Origin of the sequence: Candidatus Binatus sp. (genome assembly GCF_030646925.1) — a bacterium.
Classification (GTDB): Bacteria; Desulfobacterota; Binatia; order Binatales; family Binataceae; genus Binatus.
On record NZ_JAUSKL010000012.1, the window covers coordinates 1 to 17343 of the forward strand.

Below are 17343 nucleotides of genomic sequence, written 5' to 3' on the forward strand. Positions count from 1 at the left end.
CACGAATCCTCGTCGGGAAACATCCGGTCGAATTGAAAGACCGTCATTTGCGGCGTGAACTTGGGGGCGCGGGCTTCCTTGTTCCTCATGAAAATAAATGTAGCGCGAATATGCGTCCTAGTCAAGTAGTGCATACTCGCCCAACGAAGCGGGCGAGGCAAAGAGGCGGCGGGCGAAGCGAGCAAAGGCCGCTCCTCATCGCTTCTGCCGAGTCTCGGCCTCGCCGCGCTACGCAAAGAAGCGGGGGCGAGGCAAAGAGGCGGCGGGCGGATTTGCTTCACATCTGATCCCAACGCTGCTATTAAACAGCACGCTTTCTGAAGACTCGAAGTCCGGCTCGCGCTTGCGCGTTACTTAATCTTGGCTTATTAACAAGTACGCGAATATTAGCTAGGCTTTCAGATCGAAAAACACGGGAGACGAAAACGGCAGCGTGGCTCGAAAAAAAATTGCGTTTGTCGGAGCAGGGAACGTCGGCGCAACCTGCGCCCATCTGTGCTTTCTGAACCGGCTCGGCGACATCGTGCTATACGACATTATCGACGGCCTGCCGCAGGGCAAGGCGCTCGACATGCTGGAATCGGCGCCGGTGCTCGGTATCGATTGTTCGGTGACCGGCACGATCGATATCAAGGGCATCGAGGGCGCGGACTGCTGCGTGGTGACGTCCGGATCGCCGCGTAAGCCCGGGATGAGCCGCGACGACCTGCTGAAGATCAACGCGAAAGTCATGAACGACGTCGGCGTCGCGATCAAGCAGCATGCGCCGAATGCGTTCGTGATCGCGGTGACGAATCCGCTCGACGCGATGGTCACGCAACTGAAGCGCGTGACCGGCTTCGCCAAGAATCGAATCGTGGGCCAGGCCGGCGTGCTCGATTCGGCGCGCTATCGCACCTTCCTCGCGTCGGAACTCGGGGTGTCGGTCGAAAGCGTGTCGGCGATGGTGCTGGGCGGTCACGGCGACGACATGGTGCCGATTCGGAGCTATACCACGGTCGCGGGGCAGCCGATCGAAAAATTGATCGCGGCCGCGCGGCTCGATGAAATCGAAAAGCGCACCCGCACCGGCGGCGGCGAGATCGTCGAGTTGATGAAGACCTCATCTTACTACGCGGCGGGCACCGCGGTGTACAAAATGGTCGAGGCATTCATCCTCGATCGCAAGCAGGTGCTGCCGTGCGCCGCGTATCTCGACGGAGAGTACGGCGTGAAAGGATTGTTCGCGGGCGTGCCGGTCGTGATCGGTGAGGGCGGTGTCGAGCGCGTGGTCGAAATCCAGCTCAATTCGGCGGAGAAAGCCGCTTTCGACACTTCGGTAGCGCACGTGCGTGAACTGGTCGATGCGATGGACAAGGTCATCGCAGCTAACAACTAGAATCGCTCAGGATAAGGTCAATGGCTGAACCAGGTGCAATCGCAGCTCCTGTCGCGGGAGCAACCATGAGCGCGGACGAGCGGCACTGGCTGCTCCGCCGGCTGCATTCGCTGTCGGGGATCGTCCCGATCGGCGGCTTTCTGCTGTTCCACATCTTCGAAAACGCTTTCGTGCTGCGCGGCAGCGAAGTGTGGTGGAAGGAGACCGAATTCACGCGCGGACTGCCGTTTCAGATCGCGGTCGAGGCGGCCGTGCTGTGGATTCCGATTCTGTATCACGCCATCTACGGCCTGATAATCACGGCGACGGCGCAGCCCAACGATTATCCGTATGCGCGCAATTACCAGTACACGATGCAGCGCATCACCGGGATACTGGCGTTCCTGTTCATCGGCTTTCACGTCTTCTCGACGCGCATCTTCTATTACGCCACCGGCACCGAGACCAGCTACGAGCGGATGCATTCGTTCATGATCGACCCGGTGTATTTGACGATCTACGTCGTCGGGACGCTGGCCTGCGTCTATCACCTTACCAACGGCATCTACACATTTTCGATCACGTGGGGACTCGCGGTGGGTCCTCGAGCGCAACGAATGGTTAATCGCGCGTGTATCGCGCTGGGCCTGATTCTCGCGATTGCAAGCGTCGCCATCATGGTGGCGTTCCGCGCACCCGCTTAGGAGAGTATCGATGCCAGGTCGTCACATAATTGTTGGAGGCGGGCTTGCGGGTTTGACCGCGGCGATGAAACTCGCGGAGCACGGCGAATCGGTCGACGTGTTCTCGATCGTGCCGGTCAAGCGATCGCATTCGGTCTGCGCGCAAGGCGGAATCAACGGCGCCGTCAATACGAAAGGCGAGGGCGATTCGCCGATGATCCACTTCGACGACACCATCTACGGCGGCGACTTCCTCGCCAATCAGCCGCCCGTCAAAGGGATGTGCGATGCGGCGCCGGCGATCATCTATCTGTTCGATCGGATGGGCGTGATGTTCAATCGCACCGCCGAGGGCCTGCTCGATTTTCGGCGGTTCGGCGGCACCAAGCATCATCGGACTGCGTTTGCCGGCGCAACCACGGGCCAGCAACTGCTCTACGCTCTGGACGAGCAAGTCCGGCGCTACGAAGTCGGCGGTCAGGTTCGCAAATTCGAAGGCTGGGAGATGCTTAGTATCGTGCAGGACGAATCGGGCGAATGCCGCGGTATCGTCGCGATCGATACGCGCTCGCTCGAGATGCGCGCGTTTCCTGCCGACACCGTGTTGGTCGCGACCGGCGGCCCCGGCCTGGTGTACGGGCGCTCGACTCAGTCGCTGGTCAATACCGGCTCGGCCGCGAGCGCCGCCTATCAGCAAGGCGCGGTTTACGCCAACGGCGAGTTCATCCAGGTGCATCCGACTGCGGTGCCGGGCGAGGACAAGAACCGGCTCATTTCCGAATCGATACGCGGCGAGGGCGGACGCGTCTGGACTTATCGCGAGGGCAAGCCCTGGTATTTTCTCGAAGAGATGTACCCGGCCTACGGCAATCTGGTGCCGCGCGATATCGCGACTCGGGCGATTCACAAGGTCGTGTTCGAGGACAAGCTCGGCATCGATGGCAATCCGCTGGTGTATCTCGACGTGAGCCATCTCGATCCTGTGGAATTGAATCGCAAGGTCGCGGGCGTGCTCGAAATTTACGAGAAGTTTGCCGGTCAGGATCCGCGCAAAGTTCCGATGAAGATTTTCCCCTCGATGCACTACTCGATGGGCGGGCTGTGGGTTGACTACGATCAGCAGACCAACGTGCCCGGACTGTTTGCCGCCGGCGAATGCGAGTTCCAGTATCACGGCGCGAATCGGCTCGGTGCGAATTCGCTTTTATCGTGCGTGTACGGCGGCGATGTCGCCTCGCGCGCGATGGTCAATTACACGAAGTCGCACAAGAGTGATGCGTCTTCACGCATTTACGATTCCGAGCTGACCCGTCAGCGCGAGGATTTCGACAAGATCTTCAAAATGGACGGACCCGAGAATGCCTTCGCGCTGTGGCGGCAACTCGGCGAGGTCATGACCGAGAACGTCACCGTCGTCCGCTACAATGACAAGCTGAAGCTCACCGACGACAAGATTCTCGAGTACAAGGATCGATGGGCTAGCATCGGGCTGAATGACAAGGGCAAGTGGGCCAACCAGGAAGTGCTGTTCGTGCGCCAGCTATGGAACATGTTCGAACTGGCGCGGCCGATCACGCTGGGCGCGCTCAATCGCAACGAATCGCGCGGCGCGCACTACAAGCCCGACTTCCCGGAGCGCGACGATCCTAATTTCATGAAAACTACCATGGCGGCGTGGTCGTCCGACGGCCCGCGCTTCAGTTGGGAGCCGGTGGACGTGAGCTTGCTCAAGCCGCGCCCGCGCCGTTACGACGTCGAAAAATCCGCGACCGAAACCAAGACCGCCGCTTAGGAGATTGGTGTGGCTGAACGTACGCAAATTCTCAGGGTGAAGCGGCAGGAAAATCCCAACTCGCAATCCTATTGGGAAGAGTTCGAGATTCCCTATCTGCCGCATCACAACGTCGTCTCGATGCTGATGGAAGTGCGGCGCAATCCGGTCACGCGCCAGGGCAAGCGCGTCGCGCCGGTGGTGTTCGATGCGAACTGCCTCGAAGAAGTCTGCGGCTCGTGCACGATGCTCATCGATGGACGGGTGCGGCAGGGATGCAGCCAGCTTGCCGACAGCCTCGGTTCGAGCGTCACCATCGAGCCGATGTCGAAATTTCCAGTCATCCGCGATCTGATGGTCGATCGGTCGAAGATGTTCGACGCGCTCAAGAAAGCGCACGCGTGGATTCCGATCGACGGCACTTACGATCTCGGACCGGGACCGCGCGTCGCCCCCGACGTCCAGCAACTTGCGTATTTGTTCTCGCGATGCATGACGTGCGGATGCTGCCTCGAAGCGTGCCCGCAAGTTAATTCGCATTCGGAGTTCATGGGCGCCGCCGTGATCGGCCAAGTCTATCTGATGAGCCAGCATCCGACCGGCAAGATGAATCAGGATGAACGGCTGCAGGCGATGATGAGCGTCGGCGGTGTCGAGGATTGCGGCAATGCGCAGAACTGCGTCGAGGTCTGCCCCAAGGGTATCCCGCTCACAACGGCGATTGGCGCAGTCGGCCGTCAGACGTCGATCAAGTGGCTCCGCGACCTGTTTATGAAGTGACATCAGCGCTGTATTGATGTCATTGATGTCATCCTGTACATCGAAGTCTTTCGATCGACGGCAAACGCCTGCCAGGTAGTTGAATGAACATTCACGAGTTTCAAGCCAAACAAATTCTCGGCCGCTTCGGCGCGCCGGTGCCCAAGGGTCAGGCGGCATCGACGCCCGACGAAGCTGCGTCCGCGTTCAAAGCGCTCGGCCAGCCAAAAGTCGTGGTCAAGGCGCAGATTCATGCCGGCGGCCGCGGCAAAGCCGGCGGCGTCAAACTGCTCTCGAGCGCCGACGAAGTCCGCGACTTCGCCGCCAAACTGCTCGGCAAGCCGCTCGTCACGCATCAGACTGGGCCGGAAGGCCGCGTCGTCCGCCGCGTCTATATCGAAGAGGCGAGCCAGGTCGCGCGCGAGCTTTACCTCGGGATGCTGGTCGATCGGAAGGCCGGCTGCGTCTCCGTGATCGCCAGCACCGAAGGCGGCATGGATATCGAGGAAGTCGCCGCCAAGACGCCCGAGAAAATTCTCACTGAACCGATCAATCCGCTGCTCGGCGTGTCGGGATTCCTCGCGCGCAAAATCGCATTTTCGCTCGGCCTCAAAGACAAGCAGATCGGCCAGTTCACGGCGCTGCTCTCGGCGCTCTACAAGGCGTTCATCGAAACGGACGCATCGCTGATCGAGATCAATCCGCTGGTCGTGACTGCCGACGGACGCGTGATTTGCCTCGACGCCAAGATGTCGTTCGACGACAACGGCCTGTTCCGTCATCCCGACATCCGCGAACTGCGCGACGCGAACGAGGAAGATCCCGCCGAGACCGAGGCCGCCAAGTTCGACCTCAGCTACGTGCATCTCGACGGCAATATCGGATGCATGGTCAACGGCGCGGGCCTCGCGATGGCGACGATGGACATCGTGAAGATTTACGGCGCCGAGCCGGCGAATTTTCTCGACGTTGGCGGCGGCGCCAGCACTGAAAAAGTCGCCGCGGCGTTTCGCATCCTGCTTTCCGACACACGAGTCAAAGGCGTGCTGATCAACATCTTCGGCGGCATCATGCGATGCGACGTGCTCGCGCAAGGCGTCGTCGAAGCCGCGAAACAGGTCAAGCTGAGTGTGCCGCTGGTGGTTCGGATGGAAGGCACCAACGTCACCGAGGGCAAGAAGATTCTCGCCGATTCAGGCATCAAGGTAATCACCGCGAGCGACATGGCCGACGCCGCGCGGCGCATCGTCAAGGAAATCGGCGCTTAGGTTTTTTCATGAGCATCCTGGTTAACAAGAATACCCGCGTACTCACGCAAGGAATCACCGGCGCGACCGGCCAGCTTCACACGCGCGCGTGCAAAGAATACGGCACGCAGATGGTCGGCGGCGTAGTGCCCGGCAAAGGCGGCACCGACTTCGAGGGTATCCCGATTTTCGACACCGTCGAGCAGGCGCGCAAAGCGACCGGCTGTGATGCGACCGTGATCTACGTACCACCCGCGTTTGCCGCCGACGCGATGCTCGAAGCGGTCGCAGCCGGCATCGAGCTGGTCATCTGCATCACCGAGGGCGTGCCGGTGCTCGACATGGTGAAAGTGAAGGCCTACATGGCGGGCACCAAGTCGCGCCTGATCGGACCGAACTGCCCAGGCATCATCACGCCGGGCGAATGCAAAATCGGCATTATGCCGGGGTACATCCACAAACCGGGCGACGTCGGCGTCGTGTCGCGCTCGGGCACGCTCACCTATGAGGCGGTGTTTCAACTGACGCAACTTGGAATCGGGCAATCGAGCTGTATCGGAATCGGCGGCGATCCAATCGTCGGGACGACCCATATCGACGCGCTGAAACTCTTCAATGAAGATCCAGCGACTCGCGCGGTGATCATGATCGGCGAGATCGGCGGAACGGCGGAGGAAGAGGCCGCGGAATATATAAAGCAAAACTTTAAGAAACCGGTGGTCGCTTTCATCGCCGGGCAGACTGCGCCGAAAGGGCGGCGGATGGGACATGCCGGTGCGATCATCTCGGGCGGGCGAGGCACCGCGGCCGACAAAATCGCGGCGCTCAAGGCGGCTGGAATCGCGGTCGCGATGAGTCCCGCCGATCTCGGCACCACGATGCAATCGCTGCTGCGGGGCAGGGCGTAAGCGATGGAACGTACATTTGCGATCGTGAAGCCCGACGCTGTGCGGCGCGGACTGACCGGCGACATATTGAAGCGCATCGAGGCGTCGGGGTTGTCGATCATCGCGATGCGCAAGCTGCATCTGTCGCGCGCCGATGCCGAAACATTCTACGACGTGCACAAAGCCCGCCCGTTCTTCAGCGGCCTCTGCGATTACATGACGTCGGGTCCGGTCGTCGTGATGGTGCTGCAGGGCGAGAATGCGATCGCGCGATGGCGCGGGCTGATGGGCGCCACGGATCCCAAGAAGGCCGACGCGGGCACGATTCGGCGCGACTACGGTATCGACGTCGAGCAGAATGCGACGCACGGCTCCGACGCGCCCGAAACCGCGGCGCAGGAAGTCGCATTTTTCTTCCCGAGCCGCGAGCTTTTGGAATAGCAATCGAACTGCCGCGCAAGCTCCGGGATTGTTGCGGCGGCGCCATTTGTCGCGAGCCTGCGTCAGCCGCGCGTTTCAACTACAATAGTCAGCCGTGAACGCAGACAGCGATACCGCCGAGCGATCGTCATCGATGCGCGACATGCGCGAGCTGACGCTACGTGACATGCGCGAGCTGACGCTCGACGAGGTGCGCCAGATCGTCGTCGATTTTGGCGAGCGTGAATTTCGCGCGCGCCAGATCGTGCAGTGGCTCTATGCCCGCGGTGTCGAGTCGTTCGACGCGATGCTGGATCTACCCGCCACGCTGCGCGCTCATCTAAAGCAGAACTTCAGGATCGGGGTGCCGGCCGCGTCCGTCGTTTCGCGCGCGACCGACGGCACGCGAAAATTGCTGATTCGGCTGGCCGACGGCGAAGAGATCGAATCGGTGATCATTCCCGCCGAAGGACGCGTCACGCTCTGCATGTCGAGCCAGGTGGGATGCGCGATGGCGTGCGAGTTCTGCGCTACCGCCCGCATGGGGCTGCATCGCAACCTGACCGCGTCCGAGATGCTCGGGCAGATTTTCGCGGCGCGCAGCGAACTCCTTCCCGGCGAGGAATTCACCAATTTCGTTTTCATGGGGATGGGCGAGCCACTCGCCAACTATCCGCGGCTGATTCAGACCTTGACGATCATGACGGCGGAGTGGGGGATGAACATCTCGCCGCGGCGCATTACCGTTTCGACCGTTGGCTTGATTCCCGCGATGGAGCGTCTGCTCGCGGAAATCCCGGTGAATCTCGCGGTCTCCCTGCACGCGACCACCAATGAACTTCGCAGCCGCCTCGCACCGATCAATCAGCGCTATCCGCTCGAGGACTTGATCGCCGCCTGCCGGAAACTGCCGATCAAGCGGCGCAATCGAATCATGTTCGAGTATGTGATGCTCGCCGGTGTGAACGATTCGATCGCCGATGCTCGCGGTCTGCTGAAACTGCTCGCGCCGCTGCGCGCCAAGATCAACCTGATATTTTACAATCCGTTCGACGGCTCGAACCTGCGCACCAGTCCGCGCGCCGCGGTCGAGGCCTTTCAAGCGATCCTCAAGAACGGTAACTTGACCGCTACCATTCGCGAAAGTCGAGGGCTGGATATCGCGGCGGCCTGCGGGCAGCTATACGCCGAGCAGCATCGCGCGACTTGAACAGCGACAACATCACAGATGGCACACAACGTACTCGGAGTTATCGGCGGCAGCGGCTTCTACCAGATGAAAGGGCTCGAGAAGGTCGAGCAGTTGACGCTGCAAACGCCATTTGGCGAACCATCGGATCCCTTCTACCAGGGACGAATCGGCGATCTCGAAGTGGTATTCCTCGCGCGCCACGGCCGCGGTCATCGGCTGCTGCCGTCGGAAATAAATTTTCGCGCCAATGTTTTCGGGATGAAGCAACTCGGGGTGACCCATCTCGTATCGATTTCCACCGCGGGCAGCCTGAAAGAGGAAATCCATCCAGGCGAATTGATCGTTCCCGATCAATTTATCGATCGGACGTTCAGACGGCCGCAGACATTCTTCGGCGACGGCCTCGTCGTGCATGTCTCGCTCGCATCGCCGGTGTGCGCCGATCTTGCGCGCAGTCTGGTTGGTGCGACTCGCGCTGGCGGCGCGCTGGTTCACGAAGGCGGGACGTATCTCTGCATGGAGGGGCCGCAATTTTCGACGCGCGCGGAATCGAATCTGTACCGCAGGTTCGGCGCCAGCGTGATCAGCATGACCGCGATGCAGGAAGCGCGGCTCGCCCGCGAAGCCGAGATGTGTTACGCGGCGCTGGTGCTGGTCACCGACTACGACTGCTGGCACGAATCGGTCGCGGCGGTGGATATCGCCGAGATTCTGCGGGTGATGAACGCCAACGTCGAGAAGGCGCAGAAAGCGGTGTCGCAACTGGCCGGGACGCTCGGCAACCGCCCGCGCAGTTGCGGCTGCGAACACGCGCTGAAGGGAACTATCATCACCGATCGCACCGTAATTTCGCAGGAACGAATCGACGCTTTGCGGCCATTACTAGGAAAGTATCTCTAGCTAATCGAGTTTATACAGGTAGCTAATCGAATGAGTATTGTAGTTGTCGGTTCCGTAGCCTATGACGATGTCGATACAACGCATGGAAATGTAGTCGATGCGTTGGGCGGTTCGGCCAGCTATTTCGCGGTCGCCGCGCGCTTCTTCACGCCCGTCAGCGTGGTGGCGGTCGTAGGCTCCGACTTCAAGGCCGAGGATCGCCAGCGGCTGGCGGAGCGCGGAATCGATCTGCGCGCGCTCGAACAGAAAGAGGGCAGAACCTTCCATTGGCACGGGCGTTATCACGAGGATATGAACAAGCGCGATACGGTGAGCGTCGAGCTGAACGTGTTCGACGGCTTCATGCCGAATCTGCTGGCCGATCAGCGGCGCTGCGACTATTTGTTTCTCGCCAACATCGCGCCGAGCCTTCAGCAGCGGGTGCTCTCGCAAGTCAGCACGCCCAAGCTGGTCGCGGGCGATACGATGAATCTGTGGATCAACGAGACCCGCGACGATCTAATAAAGCTGCTCTCCCGCCTGGATATTCTGACGCTCAACGACGAGGAAGCGCGGATGCTGTCGGGCGAAAGCAACCTGGTGAAAGCGGGTCGCGCGATCCTCGCGATGGGTCCGCGGATGCTGCTGGTCAAGCGCGGCGAATACGGCGTGCTGCAATTCAGCAAGGAAGGGATGTTTGCGGTGCCGGCTTATCCGCTCGAGGAAGTGATCGATCCTACAGGCGCGGGCGATACCTTCGCCGGCGGCATGATGGGATTTCTTGCGCGCAGCGGCCGCGTGAGCGAGTCCTCGCTCAGGACCGCGGTGGTTTACGGCAGCGTGCTGGCGTCGTTCGTGGTCGAGAAATTCTCGCTCGACCGGCTGTTCGAGCTGACCTGGGATGACATCGACAAACGCTACCGCGCATTCATCGACCTTATCGATTCCCATCATGCGAGATGGATTACTCAGTAGTTATTCCGCTATTCAACGAGCGGGATAATCTCGCCCCTCTCCACGCCGAATTGACCGGTGTGATGCGAGCAGTTGGGCATTCCTACGAACTCGTGTTCATCGACGACGGCAGCACCGACGGCGGAATCGAAGTGCTGCGCGAGATCAAAGGCTCGGATCCCGCCGTCCATGTTATTCGGCTCGCGCGAAACTCGGGACAGACGGCGGCGCTCGCGTGCGGCTTCAGGCACGCATCGGGCGATGTGATCGTTGCGCTCGACGCTGATTTGCAAAACGATCCGGCCGACATCCCGCGACTGCTCGCCGCGCTTGACCAGGGTTACGATCTCGCGAGCGGATGGCGCACGGCCCGCTGGCAGAAGGAGAAATTCACTCGCCGGATTCCGTCGATCGCGGCCAATTCGCTGATTTCCGCGATCACCGGCGTGCGACTCCACGATTACGGATGCACCTTCAAGGCGTATCGCCGCGAGTTAGCGCAGAGCCTGAACCTCTACGGCGAGATGCATCGATTCGTGCCGGCGATCGCCGCGGAGCAGGGCGCACGCATCGTCGAAGTTCCGATCGGGTTTCGGCCGCGCCGCGCTGGCATTTCGAAATACGGCCTCGGCCGAATAATTCGCACACTACTCGATCTGGTTACTGTCAAGTTTTTATCTGGCTATTCGACGGCGCCGATTCAGATATTCGGCTTAATAGGCATTGTACTGGGCGGACTTGGTAGTTTGTGGACATTCATATTGGTAATCGAAAAAGTACTGTTCGGTTACACACTGGGTAATCGGCCGGCGCTGCTGCTGGCCGTGTTGCTGGTGGTAGTTGGCGTTCAATTCATCAGTATGGGCTTGCTGGGAGAGATGCTGGCGCGCACCTATCATGAGTCGCAGGGCAAGCCCGTGTATATAATCAAGGAGGAGTTCTAGTACCTCATGAACATCACAGTGGTGGGGACCGGGTATGTCGGTCTGGTCAGCGGAACTTGCTATGCGGAAAGCGGCAACGAGGTTGTCTGTGTTGATATTGACGAACGCCGTATCGCGCAGCTTATCGAGGGCAAGGCGCCGTTTTATGAACCCGGCCTCGAAGAGCTGGTGCGCCGCAATGTGAAGGAGGGACGCCTCCATTTCACGACCGACGTAAGCTACGCGGTGGCGCAATCGATGGTGTCGTACATCGCGGTCGGCACTCCGATGAACGCGACTGGCGCCGCCGATTTGAGCGCGATTTTCAAGGCCGCGGAGGACATCGCCAGGGCCGTCACCGGTTACCACATCATTGCGATCAAGAGCACGGTGCCGGTCGGCACCAATGATCGCGTGAGAGAGATTGTGAACCGGGTCGCGAAGCATCGCATCGACGTTTGCTCGGTGCCTGAATTTCTGAAGGAAGGCTCCGCAATCGAAGATTTCATGCGGCCCGATCGAGTTGTGATCGGCAGCTTGAGCGATCAGGCGAGGGCAATTTTGCGCGAGATTCACAGTCCCTTCGTGCGCACCGACAATCCGATCCTCGAGATGGATCCGAAGTCGGCGGAACTGACTAAGTACGCGTCGAATGCGATGCTTGCGCTGCGCATCTCGTTCATCAACGACATGGCGAATCTATGCGACGCGGTCGGCGCGGATATCAATGCGGTGCGGCGCGGTTTGGGTTCCGATCGGCGGATTGGCTCGTCGTTCCTGTTTCCGGGTATCGGCTATGGCGGTTCGTGTTTTCCGAAAGACGTGCAGGCGCTGATTCACTCGGCGTCCGAAAATGGTCTCGATTTCGCGCTGCTGGCGGCGGCCGAATCGGTCAACATGCGGCAGAAGCGGTTGATCCCGCAGCGCGTGAAGCAGCATTTCGGAGACGATCTCAGCGGCAAGGTATTCGCGGTCTGGGGCACCGCATTCAAGCCGCGCACCGACGATATGCGCGAAGCGCCTTCGCTGGTGGTGATCGAGGAGCTGCTGCGCGCGGGCGCGCAATGCCGGGTGCACGATCCGGAGGCGCTTGAAAACGCGCGCAAGTATTTCGGCGATCGCGTCACCTACCACAAGACCAATTACGAGGCGCTCAAAAACGCCGACGCGCTGCTGATCCTGACTGAGTGGAACGAATTCCGCCGGCCCAATTTCCAGCGCATCAAGAATGAACTCAAGCAGCCGGTGATTTTCGACGGCCGAAACCTGTATGATCCGGATCTCATGAAGGCGCTCGAATTCCGCTACTACTCAGTCGGGCGTCATCCGGTTTAAGAAAAGGGCATTTTTCACATGAGGATTGTGGTAACTGGCGGCGCCGGTTTTATCGGCTCGCATACCGTCGATGCGCTGGTCGCGGCGGGCGCGGATGAAATTTTCGTCCTCGACGATTTATCCAGCGGCAAGCGCAATCAGGTGAATACCAGGGCTGCGTTTTTCCAGGTCGATCTGCGCGACGCTGCCGCGGTAAAAGCCGTCGTCGAGAAGACCAGGCCCGAGGCGATCATCCACTGCGCCGCGCAAATGGACGTGCGGCGATCGGTCGCCGATCCGGCGTTCGACGCGCAAGTCAACGTGGTCGGCTTTCTCAATCTGATCGAAGCCGCGCGTCAGCAAGGCCTCCGTCGTGTCATACTTTCGTCCACCGGCGGCGCGATCTACGGCGAACAGGACGAGTTTCCCTGCACTGAGGATCATCCGCTGCGGCCGGTCAGTCCTTACGGCGTCGCGAAACTGGCCACCGAGGCCTACCTGTTTTTCTACAAAGTTCAGTACGGCATCGATTACGTCGCGCTGCGTTACGGAAATGTTTACGGCCCGCGGCAGGATCCGCACGGCGAGGCGGGCGTCGTCGCGATCTTTTGCGGCAGGATACTCGGCGGCAAGCCGGTTACGATTTTCGGCGACGGCGAACAGACACGCGACTACGTATTCGTCAGCGACGTGGCGCGCGCCAATATCGCGGCGCTCAACTCGACGGCTTCCGGCGTGGCGCTGAATATCGGCACCGGAATCGAGACCAACGTGAATGAACTCTACTCGACGCTCGCCGCGATCGCCGATTTCCCCGCCGCCGCGGAGTATGCCGGTGAGCGCCCCGGCGAGCAGCGCCGTTCCGTGATATCGCCGGCGCGAGCCGCATCGACGATCGCATGGCGTCCCGAGAAAGCGCTCGGCGAAGGGCTCGAGGACACCTTCAAATACTTTAAGGATCGCCGGGGGCGCTCAAATTGATGCGCGCGATCGCCGAACGACAGCTCGCTTACCGCCAACCGCGCGAAGGAGTAGAGCGTCCACTCGCCGTGCAATGACCGAATCATCTTCGATTCGCAATTTTTCGATCATCGCGCATATCGATCACGGCAAGTCCACGCTCGCCGATCGGATCCTCGAGCGCACCGGCGCGCTCACGATGCGCGAATCGAAGGATCAGTTCCTCGATTCGATGGATCTCGAACGCGAACGCGGCATCACGATCAAGGCGCGCTCGGTCCGCCTCGACTACGCCGCCAAGGACGGCAAGAGTTACGTTCTCAACCTGATCGATACGCCCGGCCACGTCGATTTCGCGTACGAAGTGTCGCGCAGCCTTGCGGCGTGCGAAGGAGCGCTGCTGGTCGTCGATGCGAGCCAGGGGGTCGAAGCACAGACGCTCGCCAACGTTTACCTGGCGCTCGATCACGGTCTCGAAATCATTCCGGTGGTCAACAAGATCGATTTGCCGGGCGCCGACATCGAGCGCACGCGCCAGCAGATCGAGGAAGTGATCGGCCTCGACGCGTCCGACGCGATCCTGACCAGCGCGAAGGAGGGCATCGGCATCGCCGAGGTGCTCGAGGCGATCGTCGCGCGAATCCCGCCGCCGAAGCTAGCTCCGGACCAGACTGTCCGCGCGCTCATCTTCGACAGTTGGTACGACGTGTATGAAGGCGTGATCGGTTTGGTGCGCGTTTTTGGCGGCGAACTCAAGCGCGGGATGAAGGTGCTCCTGATGGGCACCGACAAGACCGGCGAAGTGATGCGGCTTGGGCATTTCACGCCGCACGAACGCGCCGCCGAGACGCTCGGGCCGGGCGAAGTTGGCTTCATCGTCGCGAATATTAAGACGGTGGCGGACATGCGGGTCGGCGACACGATCACCGACGCGGACAATCCCGCGACCGAACCGCTGCCCGGCTTCAAGGAATTGAAGCCGATGGTATTCGCCGGGCTTTACCCGACCGAGGCGAACCAGTATGGCGCGCTGCGCGACTCGATCGAGAAGCTAACGCTGAACGACGCGAGCCTGATCTGCGAGCCGGAGACGTCGCAGGCGCTGGGTTTTGGTTTTCGCGCCGGCTTCCTCGGATTGCTGCATATGGAGATCGCGCAGGAGCGGCTCGAGCGCGAATTCGGCATCAATCTGATCGTCACCGCGCCGACCGTCGCGTACCAGGTGCGAAGCATCTCTGGCGAGGTGAAGATCGTTGACAATCCGACGCTGCTGCCGGACGAAAACTCGATCGAGGCGATCGAGGAGCCGTTCATCCTCGCGTCGGTGCATATGCCGGAGGAGTTCCTCGGGGCCGTGATGAAGCTCTGCGAGGATCGCCGCGGTCTGCAACGCGATCTGAAATTCGTCGGCGACAAGCGCGTCATCCTGCACTACGAGTTGCCGCTCGCCGAGATCGTTTTCGATTTTTACGATCGCCTCAAGTCGGTGAGCCGCGGTTACGCGTCGCTGGATTACGAGTTTCTGGACTTCAGGGCCGGGCCTCTGGTTAAATTGGATATTCGCATCAACGGCGAGATCGTGGACGCGCTTTCGATTATTGTGCATCGGGACAAATCCTACGAACGCGGCCGCGCGCTGTGCGAAAAGATGCGCGAGTTGATCCCGCGCCAGATGTTCGACGTCGCGATCCAGGCGTCGATCGGCGCCAAGATTATCGCGCGCGAATCGGTCAAGGCGCTGCGCAAGAACGTAACCGCGAAATGCTACGGCGGCGACATCACGCGCAAACGCAAGCTGCTCGAGAAACAGAAGGAAGGCAAAAAGCGGATGAAGCAGGTCGGTCGCGTCGAAATCCCGCAGGAAGCCTTCCTGGCCCTGCTCAAGGTCGGAGAGTAGGGGATTAGAGTGGCTGAGCCCGCGCGAAACCTGCCGAAATTGCAGTCCTCGGGCGCAAGTCCGGTCCCCGCGGTCGGCGAGCAGCGCAAATCGGTCGTCCGCGAGTACGGCGAGGCGATGTTCGTCGCGCTGATCCTCGCGATCTTCATCCGCACGTTTTTCGTTCAGGCCTACAAGATCCCGTCAGGTTCGATGGAACCGACGCTGCTGATCGGCGACCACATCCTGGTCAACAAAATCGGGTACGGACTCCGCATGCCCGATTCGATCTTCGGCCTGCAGATTCCGGGACTGCCGTACGGCCGCTATTTGTTTCATCTCGAGTCGGTGCATCGCGGCGACGTCGTCGTATTTGTGTTTCCGCCCGACCGCACCAAGGATTTCATCAAGCGCGTGATCGGCATCGCGGGCGACACGATCCAGGTCAAGGACGGCGTGGTCTGGTTGAACGGCGCGAAGATGCCCGATCCGAACGCGCACCTCGAAGTCAGTTCGTCGGATCGCACCGCCGGCTCGCCGCGCGACAACTTCGGTCCGATCACGGTGCCCGCCGGCAAGCTGTTCATGATGGGCGACAATCGCGACCGCAGCTACGACAGCCGGTTTTGGGGCTTCGTCGACGATGACGATGTCGAAGGCCACGCCACCGTGATTTATTGGTCGTGGGACGGTGACGGTTCAAGTGTTCTTCCGATTCGATGGAACCGATTTGGCATGATCGTCCGCTAAACTCGCGCGGGGAGATTCGACGTGGCTGACGAGGCGATGAATCGGCTGGGCGTGATGCTGGAGGAGCTCGGCGCGCGCTTCGAGTTGGTGGTCGAAGCAGTCTCGGGATTTGGGGGACGGCTGGACGCATTGCGCGACGAAATGTTCGGGCAGTTCGCGGAAGTTGGCGGGCAGATTCGATTTTTGTCGGAGCAAATCGCGGAGAATCGGCGCAGCATCATCGTGACGCGCGAGGATCTTGGTGCGGAGATAATTCGCGTCGGAGAAGCGCTCGGCCAGGCGCGCGTCGAGCTCCGCGAAGAATTGAGCAACTCGACGAAGCAACTGCGCGGCGAGATCAAAAGCTCCGCCGAGCAACTTGGGGGAGAGATCAGGGCAGAGATCAAAAGCTCCGCCGAGGAATTACATGGGGAGATCAGCAGCTCGGCTGATCTGCTTCGCGAAGAAATGAAAGTCTCCGCTGAGCAGCTACGCAAGGAGATGAACTCCTCGGCGACGGAACTTCGCGAAGAGATGAGCAAGTCCACGAAGGAACTGCGCGCCGAAATGAAGCAGACCAATAAATCGCTGGCCAATCTATCGCGCAATTTCGATCGCTTCGACGATCGAATCACGGTCCAAACCCGCGATCAGGATCAGCGGCTCAAAAAACTGGAGAAAAAACGCGCGTCGTGAGCGCGCACTTGATTCTGCTCGCCTGCGATCATATTTAGATAGTGACCTTTAACCCGCTACTGAGATGGCGGAAAGGGAAAATCGATGAATCCGTTTTCAAAGTATCCTGGCCGTTCGCGCCGCCGGGATTTTTTTCGGGCGCCGCGATGAATCCCGCGCACACCGTCGTGCTCGACGCCGCGCAGCTTGGCCGCTCGCTCAAGCGTATCGCGATGGAAATCGCGGAGCGCACCGGCGGCGACGATAACCTCGTGCTGGTCGGAATCGTCCGCCGCGGCGCGACGCTCGCCGAACGAATCGCATCCGAGCTGCAAGCGAACGGCAAACGCCAGGTACCGGTCGGCACGCTCGATATCTCGTCCTATCGGGACGACGGCAAAGGCGCGCCCGGCGATCCGCGATTGATTGGCCGCGACATTCCATTCTCGCTCGATGGCAAGCGAGTCGTGCTGGTGGATGACGTCCTCTACACCGGGCGCACCGTCCGCGCAGCGCTCGACGCGATCTCCGACCTGGGTCGCGCCGAATCCGTGCAGCTCGCGGTGCTGGTCGATCGCGGTGAGCGCGAGTTGCCGATCCGCGCCGATTACGTCGGCAAAAATGTTCAGGCGCCGCCTGGACAGCGCGTGTACGTGCGCCTTGCTGAAGTCGACGGGACCGACGCGGTCGTGGTCGGAGAGCGCAAATGATTTCGTG

General features: G+C 60.6%; 17 protein-coding genes. All 17 read left to right on the forward strand.

Annotated elements, in window-relative coordinates; all coding sequences use genetic code 11:
• Positions 1–433 precede the first annotated feature (433 nt).
• The 17 genes from mdh to pyrR all read left to right on the forward strand — a co-directional run bounded on the left by mdh (position 434) and on the right by pyrR (position 17336).
• Complete coding sequence (gene mdh, locus Q7S58_RS01320; protein WP_304820005.1) at positions 434–1378, forward strand: malate dehydrogenase; 945 nt, start codon at positions 434–436, stop codon at positions 1376–1378.
• A 20-nt stretch (positions 1379–1398) separates the two neighbouring features.
• Positions 1399–2061, forward strand: a complete 663-nt coding sequence (locus Q7S58_RS01325) for a succinate dehydrogenase (RefSeq protein WP_304820007.1) — start codon at positions 1399–1401, stop codon at positions 2059–2061.
• Positions 2062–2071: 10 nt separating this feature from the next.
• Positions 2072–3832, forward strand: coding sequence for a succinate dehydrogenase flavoprotein subunit (gene sdhA / locus Q7S58_RS01330; protein ID WP_304820009.1), 1761 nt, complete (start codon positions 2072–2074; stop codon positions 3830–3832).
• 9 nt (positions 3833–3841) lie between these two features.
• Positions 3842–4591 carry a succinate dehydrogenase iron-sulfur subunit gene (sdhB, locus tag Q7S58_RS01335; protein ID WP_304820011.1) on the forward strand — a complete coding sequence of 250 codons (750 nt, stop codon included), beginning with the start codon at positions 3842–3844 and terminating at the stop codon, positions 4589–4591.
• Positions 4592–4674: 83 nt separating this feature from the next.
• On the forward strand, positions 4675–5838 hold the full coding sequence (sucC, locus tag Q7S58_RS01340; protein WP_304820013.1) for an ADP-forming succinate--CoA ligase subunit beta: 1164 nt from the start codon (positions 4675–4677) through the stop codon (positions 5836–5838).
• 8 nt (positions 5839–5846) lie between these two features.
• Positions 5847–6725: a succinate--CoA ligase subunit alpha gene (sucD, locus tag Q7S58_RS01345; RefSeq protein WP_304820015.1), complete on the forward strand. Its 879-nt coding sequence runs from the start codon at positions 5847–5849 to the stop codon at positions 6723–6725.
• 3 nt (positions 6726–6728) lie between these two features.
• Positions 6729–7145: a nucleoside-diphosphate kinase gene (gene ndk / locus Q7S58_RS01350; RefSeq protein ID WP_304820017.1), complete on the forward strand. Its 417-nt coding sequence runs from the start codon at positions 6729–6731 to the stop codon at positions 7143–7145.
• A gap of 94 nt (positions 7146–7239) precedes the next feature.
• Positions 7240–8334, forward strand: coding sequence for a 23S rRNA (adenine(2503)-C(2))-methyltransferase RlmN (rlmN, locus tag Q7S58_RS01355; RefSeq protein WP_304820019.1), 1095 nt, complete (start codon positions 7240–7242; stop codon positions 8332–8334).
• 18 nt (positions 8335–8352) lie between these two features.
• Complete coding sequence (gene mtnP / locus Q7S58_RS01360) at positions 8353–9216, forward strand: S-methyl-5'-thioadenosine phosphorylase (protein WP_304820021.1); 864 nt, start codon at positions 8353–8355, stop codon at positions 9214–9216.
• A gap of 30 nt (positions 9217–9246) precedes the next feature.
• A complete protein-coding gene (locus Q7S58_RS01365) occupies positions 9247–10170 on the forward strand; it encodes a PfkB family carbohydrate kinase (RefSeq protein ID WP_304820023.1) in 924 nt (307 codons plus the stop codon).
• Positions 10155–11093 carry a glycosyltransferase family 2 protein gene (locus Q7S58_RS01370; RefSeq protein ID WP_304820024.1) on the forward strand — a complete coding sequence of 313 codons (939 nt, stop codon included), beginning with the start codon at positions 10155–10157 and terminating at the stop codon, positions 11091–11093. The genes Q7S58_RS01365 and Q7S58_RS01370 overlap by 16 nt, the downstream gene beginning before the upstream one ends.
• Positions 11094–11099: 6 nt before the next feature.
• Positions 11100–12407, forward strand: coding sequence for a UDP-glucose/GDP-mannose dehydrogenase family protein (locus tag Q7S58_RS01375; RefSeq protein ID WP_304820027.1), 1308 nt, complete (start codon positions 11100–11102; stop codon positions 12405–12407).
• A gap of 18 nt (positions 12408–12425) precedes the next feature.
• Complete coding sequence (locus Q7S58_RS01380; RefSeq protein WP_304820029.1) at positions 12426–13367, forward strand: NAD-dependent epimerase/dehydratase family protein; 942 nt, start codon at positions 12426–12428, stop codon at positions 13365–13367.
• Positions 13368–13440: 73 nt separating this feature from the next.
• Positions 13441–15243 (forward strand): translation elongation factor 4, encoded by a 1803-nt coding sequence (gene lepA, locus Q7S58_RS01385; RefSeq protein ID WP_304820031.1) that lies wholly within the window; start codon positions 13441–13443, stop codon positions 15241–15243.
• A gap of 9 nt (positions 15244–15252) precedes the next feature.
• Complete coding sequence (gene lepB, locus Q7S58_RS01390) at positions 15253–15972, forward strand: signal peptidase I (RefSeq protein ID WP_304820033.1); 720 nt, start codon at positions 15253–15255, stop codon at positions 15970–15972.
• 21 nt (positions 15973–15993) lie between these two features.
• Positions 15994–16647 (forward strand): hypothetical protein, encoded by a 654-nt coding sequence (locus tag Q7S58_RS01395; RefSeq protein ID WP_304820035.1) that lies wholly within the window; start codon positions 15994–15996, stop codon positions 16645–16647.
• 146 nt (positions 16648–16793) lie between these two features.
• The gene (gene pyrR / locus Q7S58_RS01400; RefSeq protein ID WP_304820037.1) at positions 16794–17336 is read left to right on the forward strand and encodes a bifunctional pyr operon transcriptional regulator/uracil phosphoribosyltransferase PyrR; all 543 of its coding nucleotides are present in this window, start codon (positions 16794–16796) and stop codon (positions 17334–17336) included.
• Positions 17337–17343 lie beyond the last annotated feature (7 nt).

Coding starts and splice junctions, on each gene's coding strand:
- sucD (WP_304820015.1), top strand. CDS start 5,847: ATGAGCATCCTGGTTAACAAGAATACCCGCGTACTCACGCAAGGAATC.
- mtnP (WP_304820021.1), top strand. CDS start 8,353: ATGGCACACAACGTACTCGGAGTTATCGGCGGCAGCGGCTTCTACCAG.
- Q7S58_RS01365 (WP_304820023.1), top strand. CDS start 9,247: ATGAGTATTGTAGTTGTCGGTTCCGTAGCCTATGACGATGTCGATACA.
- lepA (WP_304820031.1), top strand. CDS start 13,441: ATGACCGAATCATCTTCGATTCGCAATTTTTCGATCATCGCGCATATC.
- sdhA (WP_304820009.1), top strand. CDS start 2,072: ATGCCAGGTCGTCACATAATTGTTGGAGGCGGGCTTGCGGGTTTGACC.
- sucC (WP_304820013.1), top strand. CDS start 4,675: ATGAACATTCACGAGTTTCAAGCCAAACAAATTCTCGGCCGCTTCGGC.
- Q7S58_RS01325 (WP_304820007.1), top strand. CDS start 1,399: ATGGCTGAACCAGGTGCAATCGCAGCTCCTGTCGCGGGAGCAACCATG.
- pyrR (WP_304820037.1), top strand. CDS start 16,794: ATGAATCCCGCGCACACCGTCGTGCTCGACGCCGCGCAGCTTGGCCGC.
- Q7S58_RS01370 (WP_304820024.1), top strand. CDS start 10,155: ATGGATTACTCAGTAGTTATTCCGCTATTCAACGAGCGGGATAATCTC.
- ndk (WP_304820017.1), top strand. CDS start 6,729: ATGGAACGTACATTTGCGATCGTGAAGCCCGACGCTGTGCGGCGCGGA.
- Q7S58_RS01375 (WP_304820027.1), top strand. CDS start 11,100: ATGAACATCACAGTGGTGGGGACCGGGTATGTCGGTCTGGTCAGCGGA.
- Q7S58_RS01380 (WP_304820029.1), top strand. CDS start 12,426: ATGAGGATTGTGGTAACTGGCGGCGCCGGTTTTATCGGCTCGCATACC.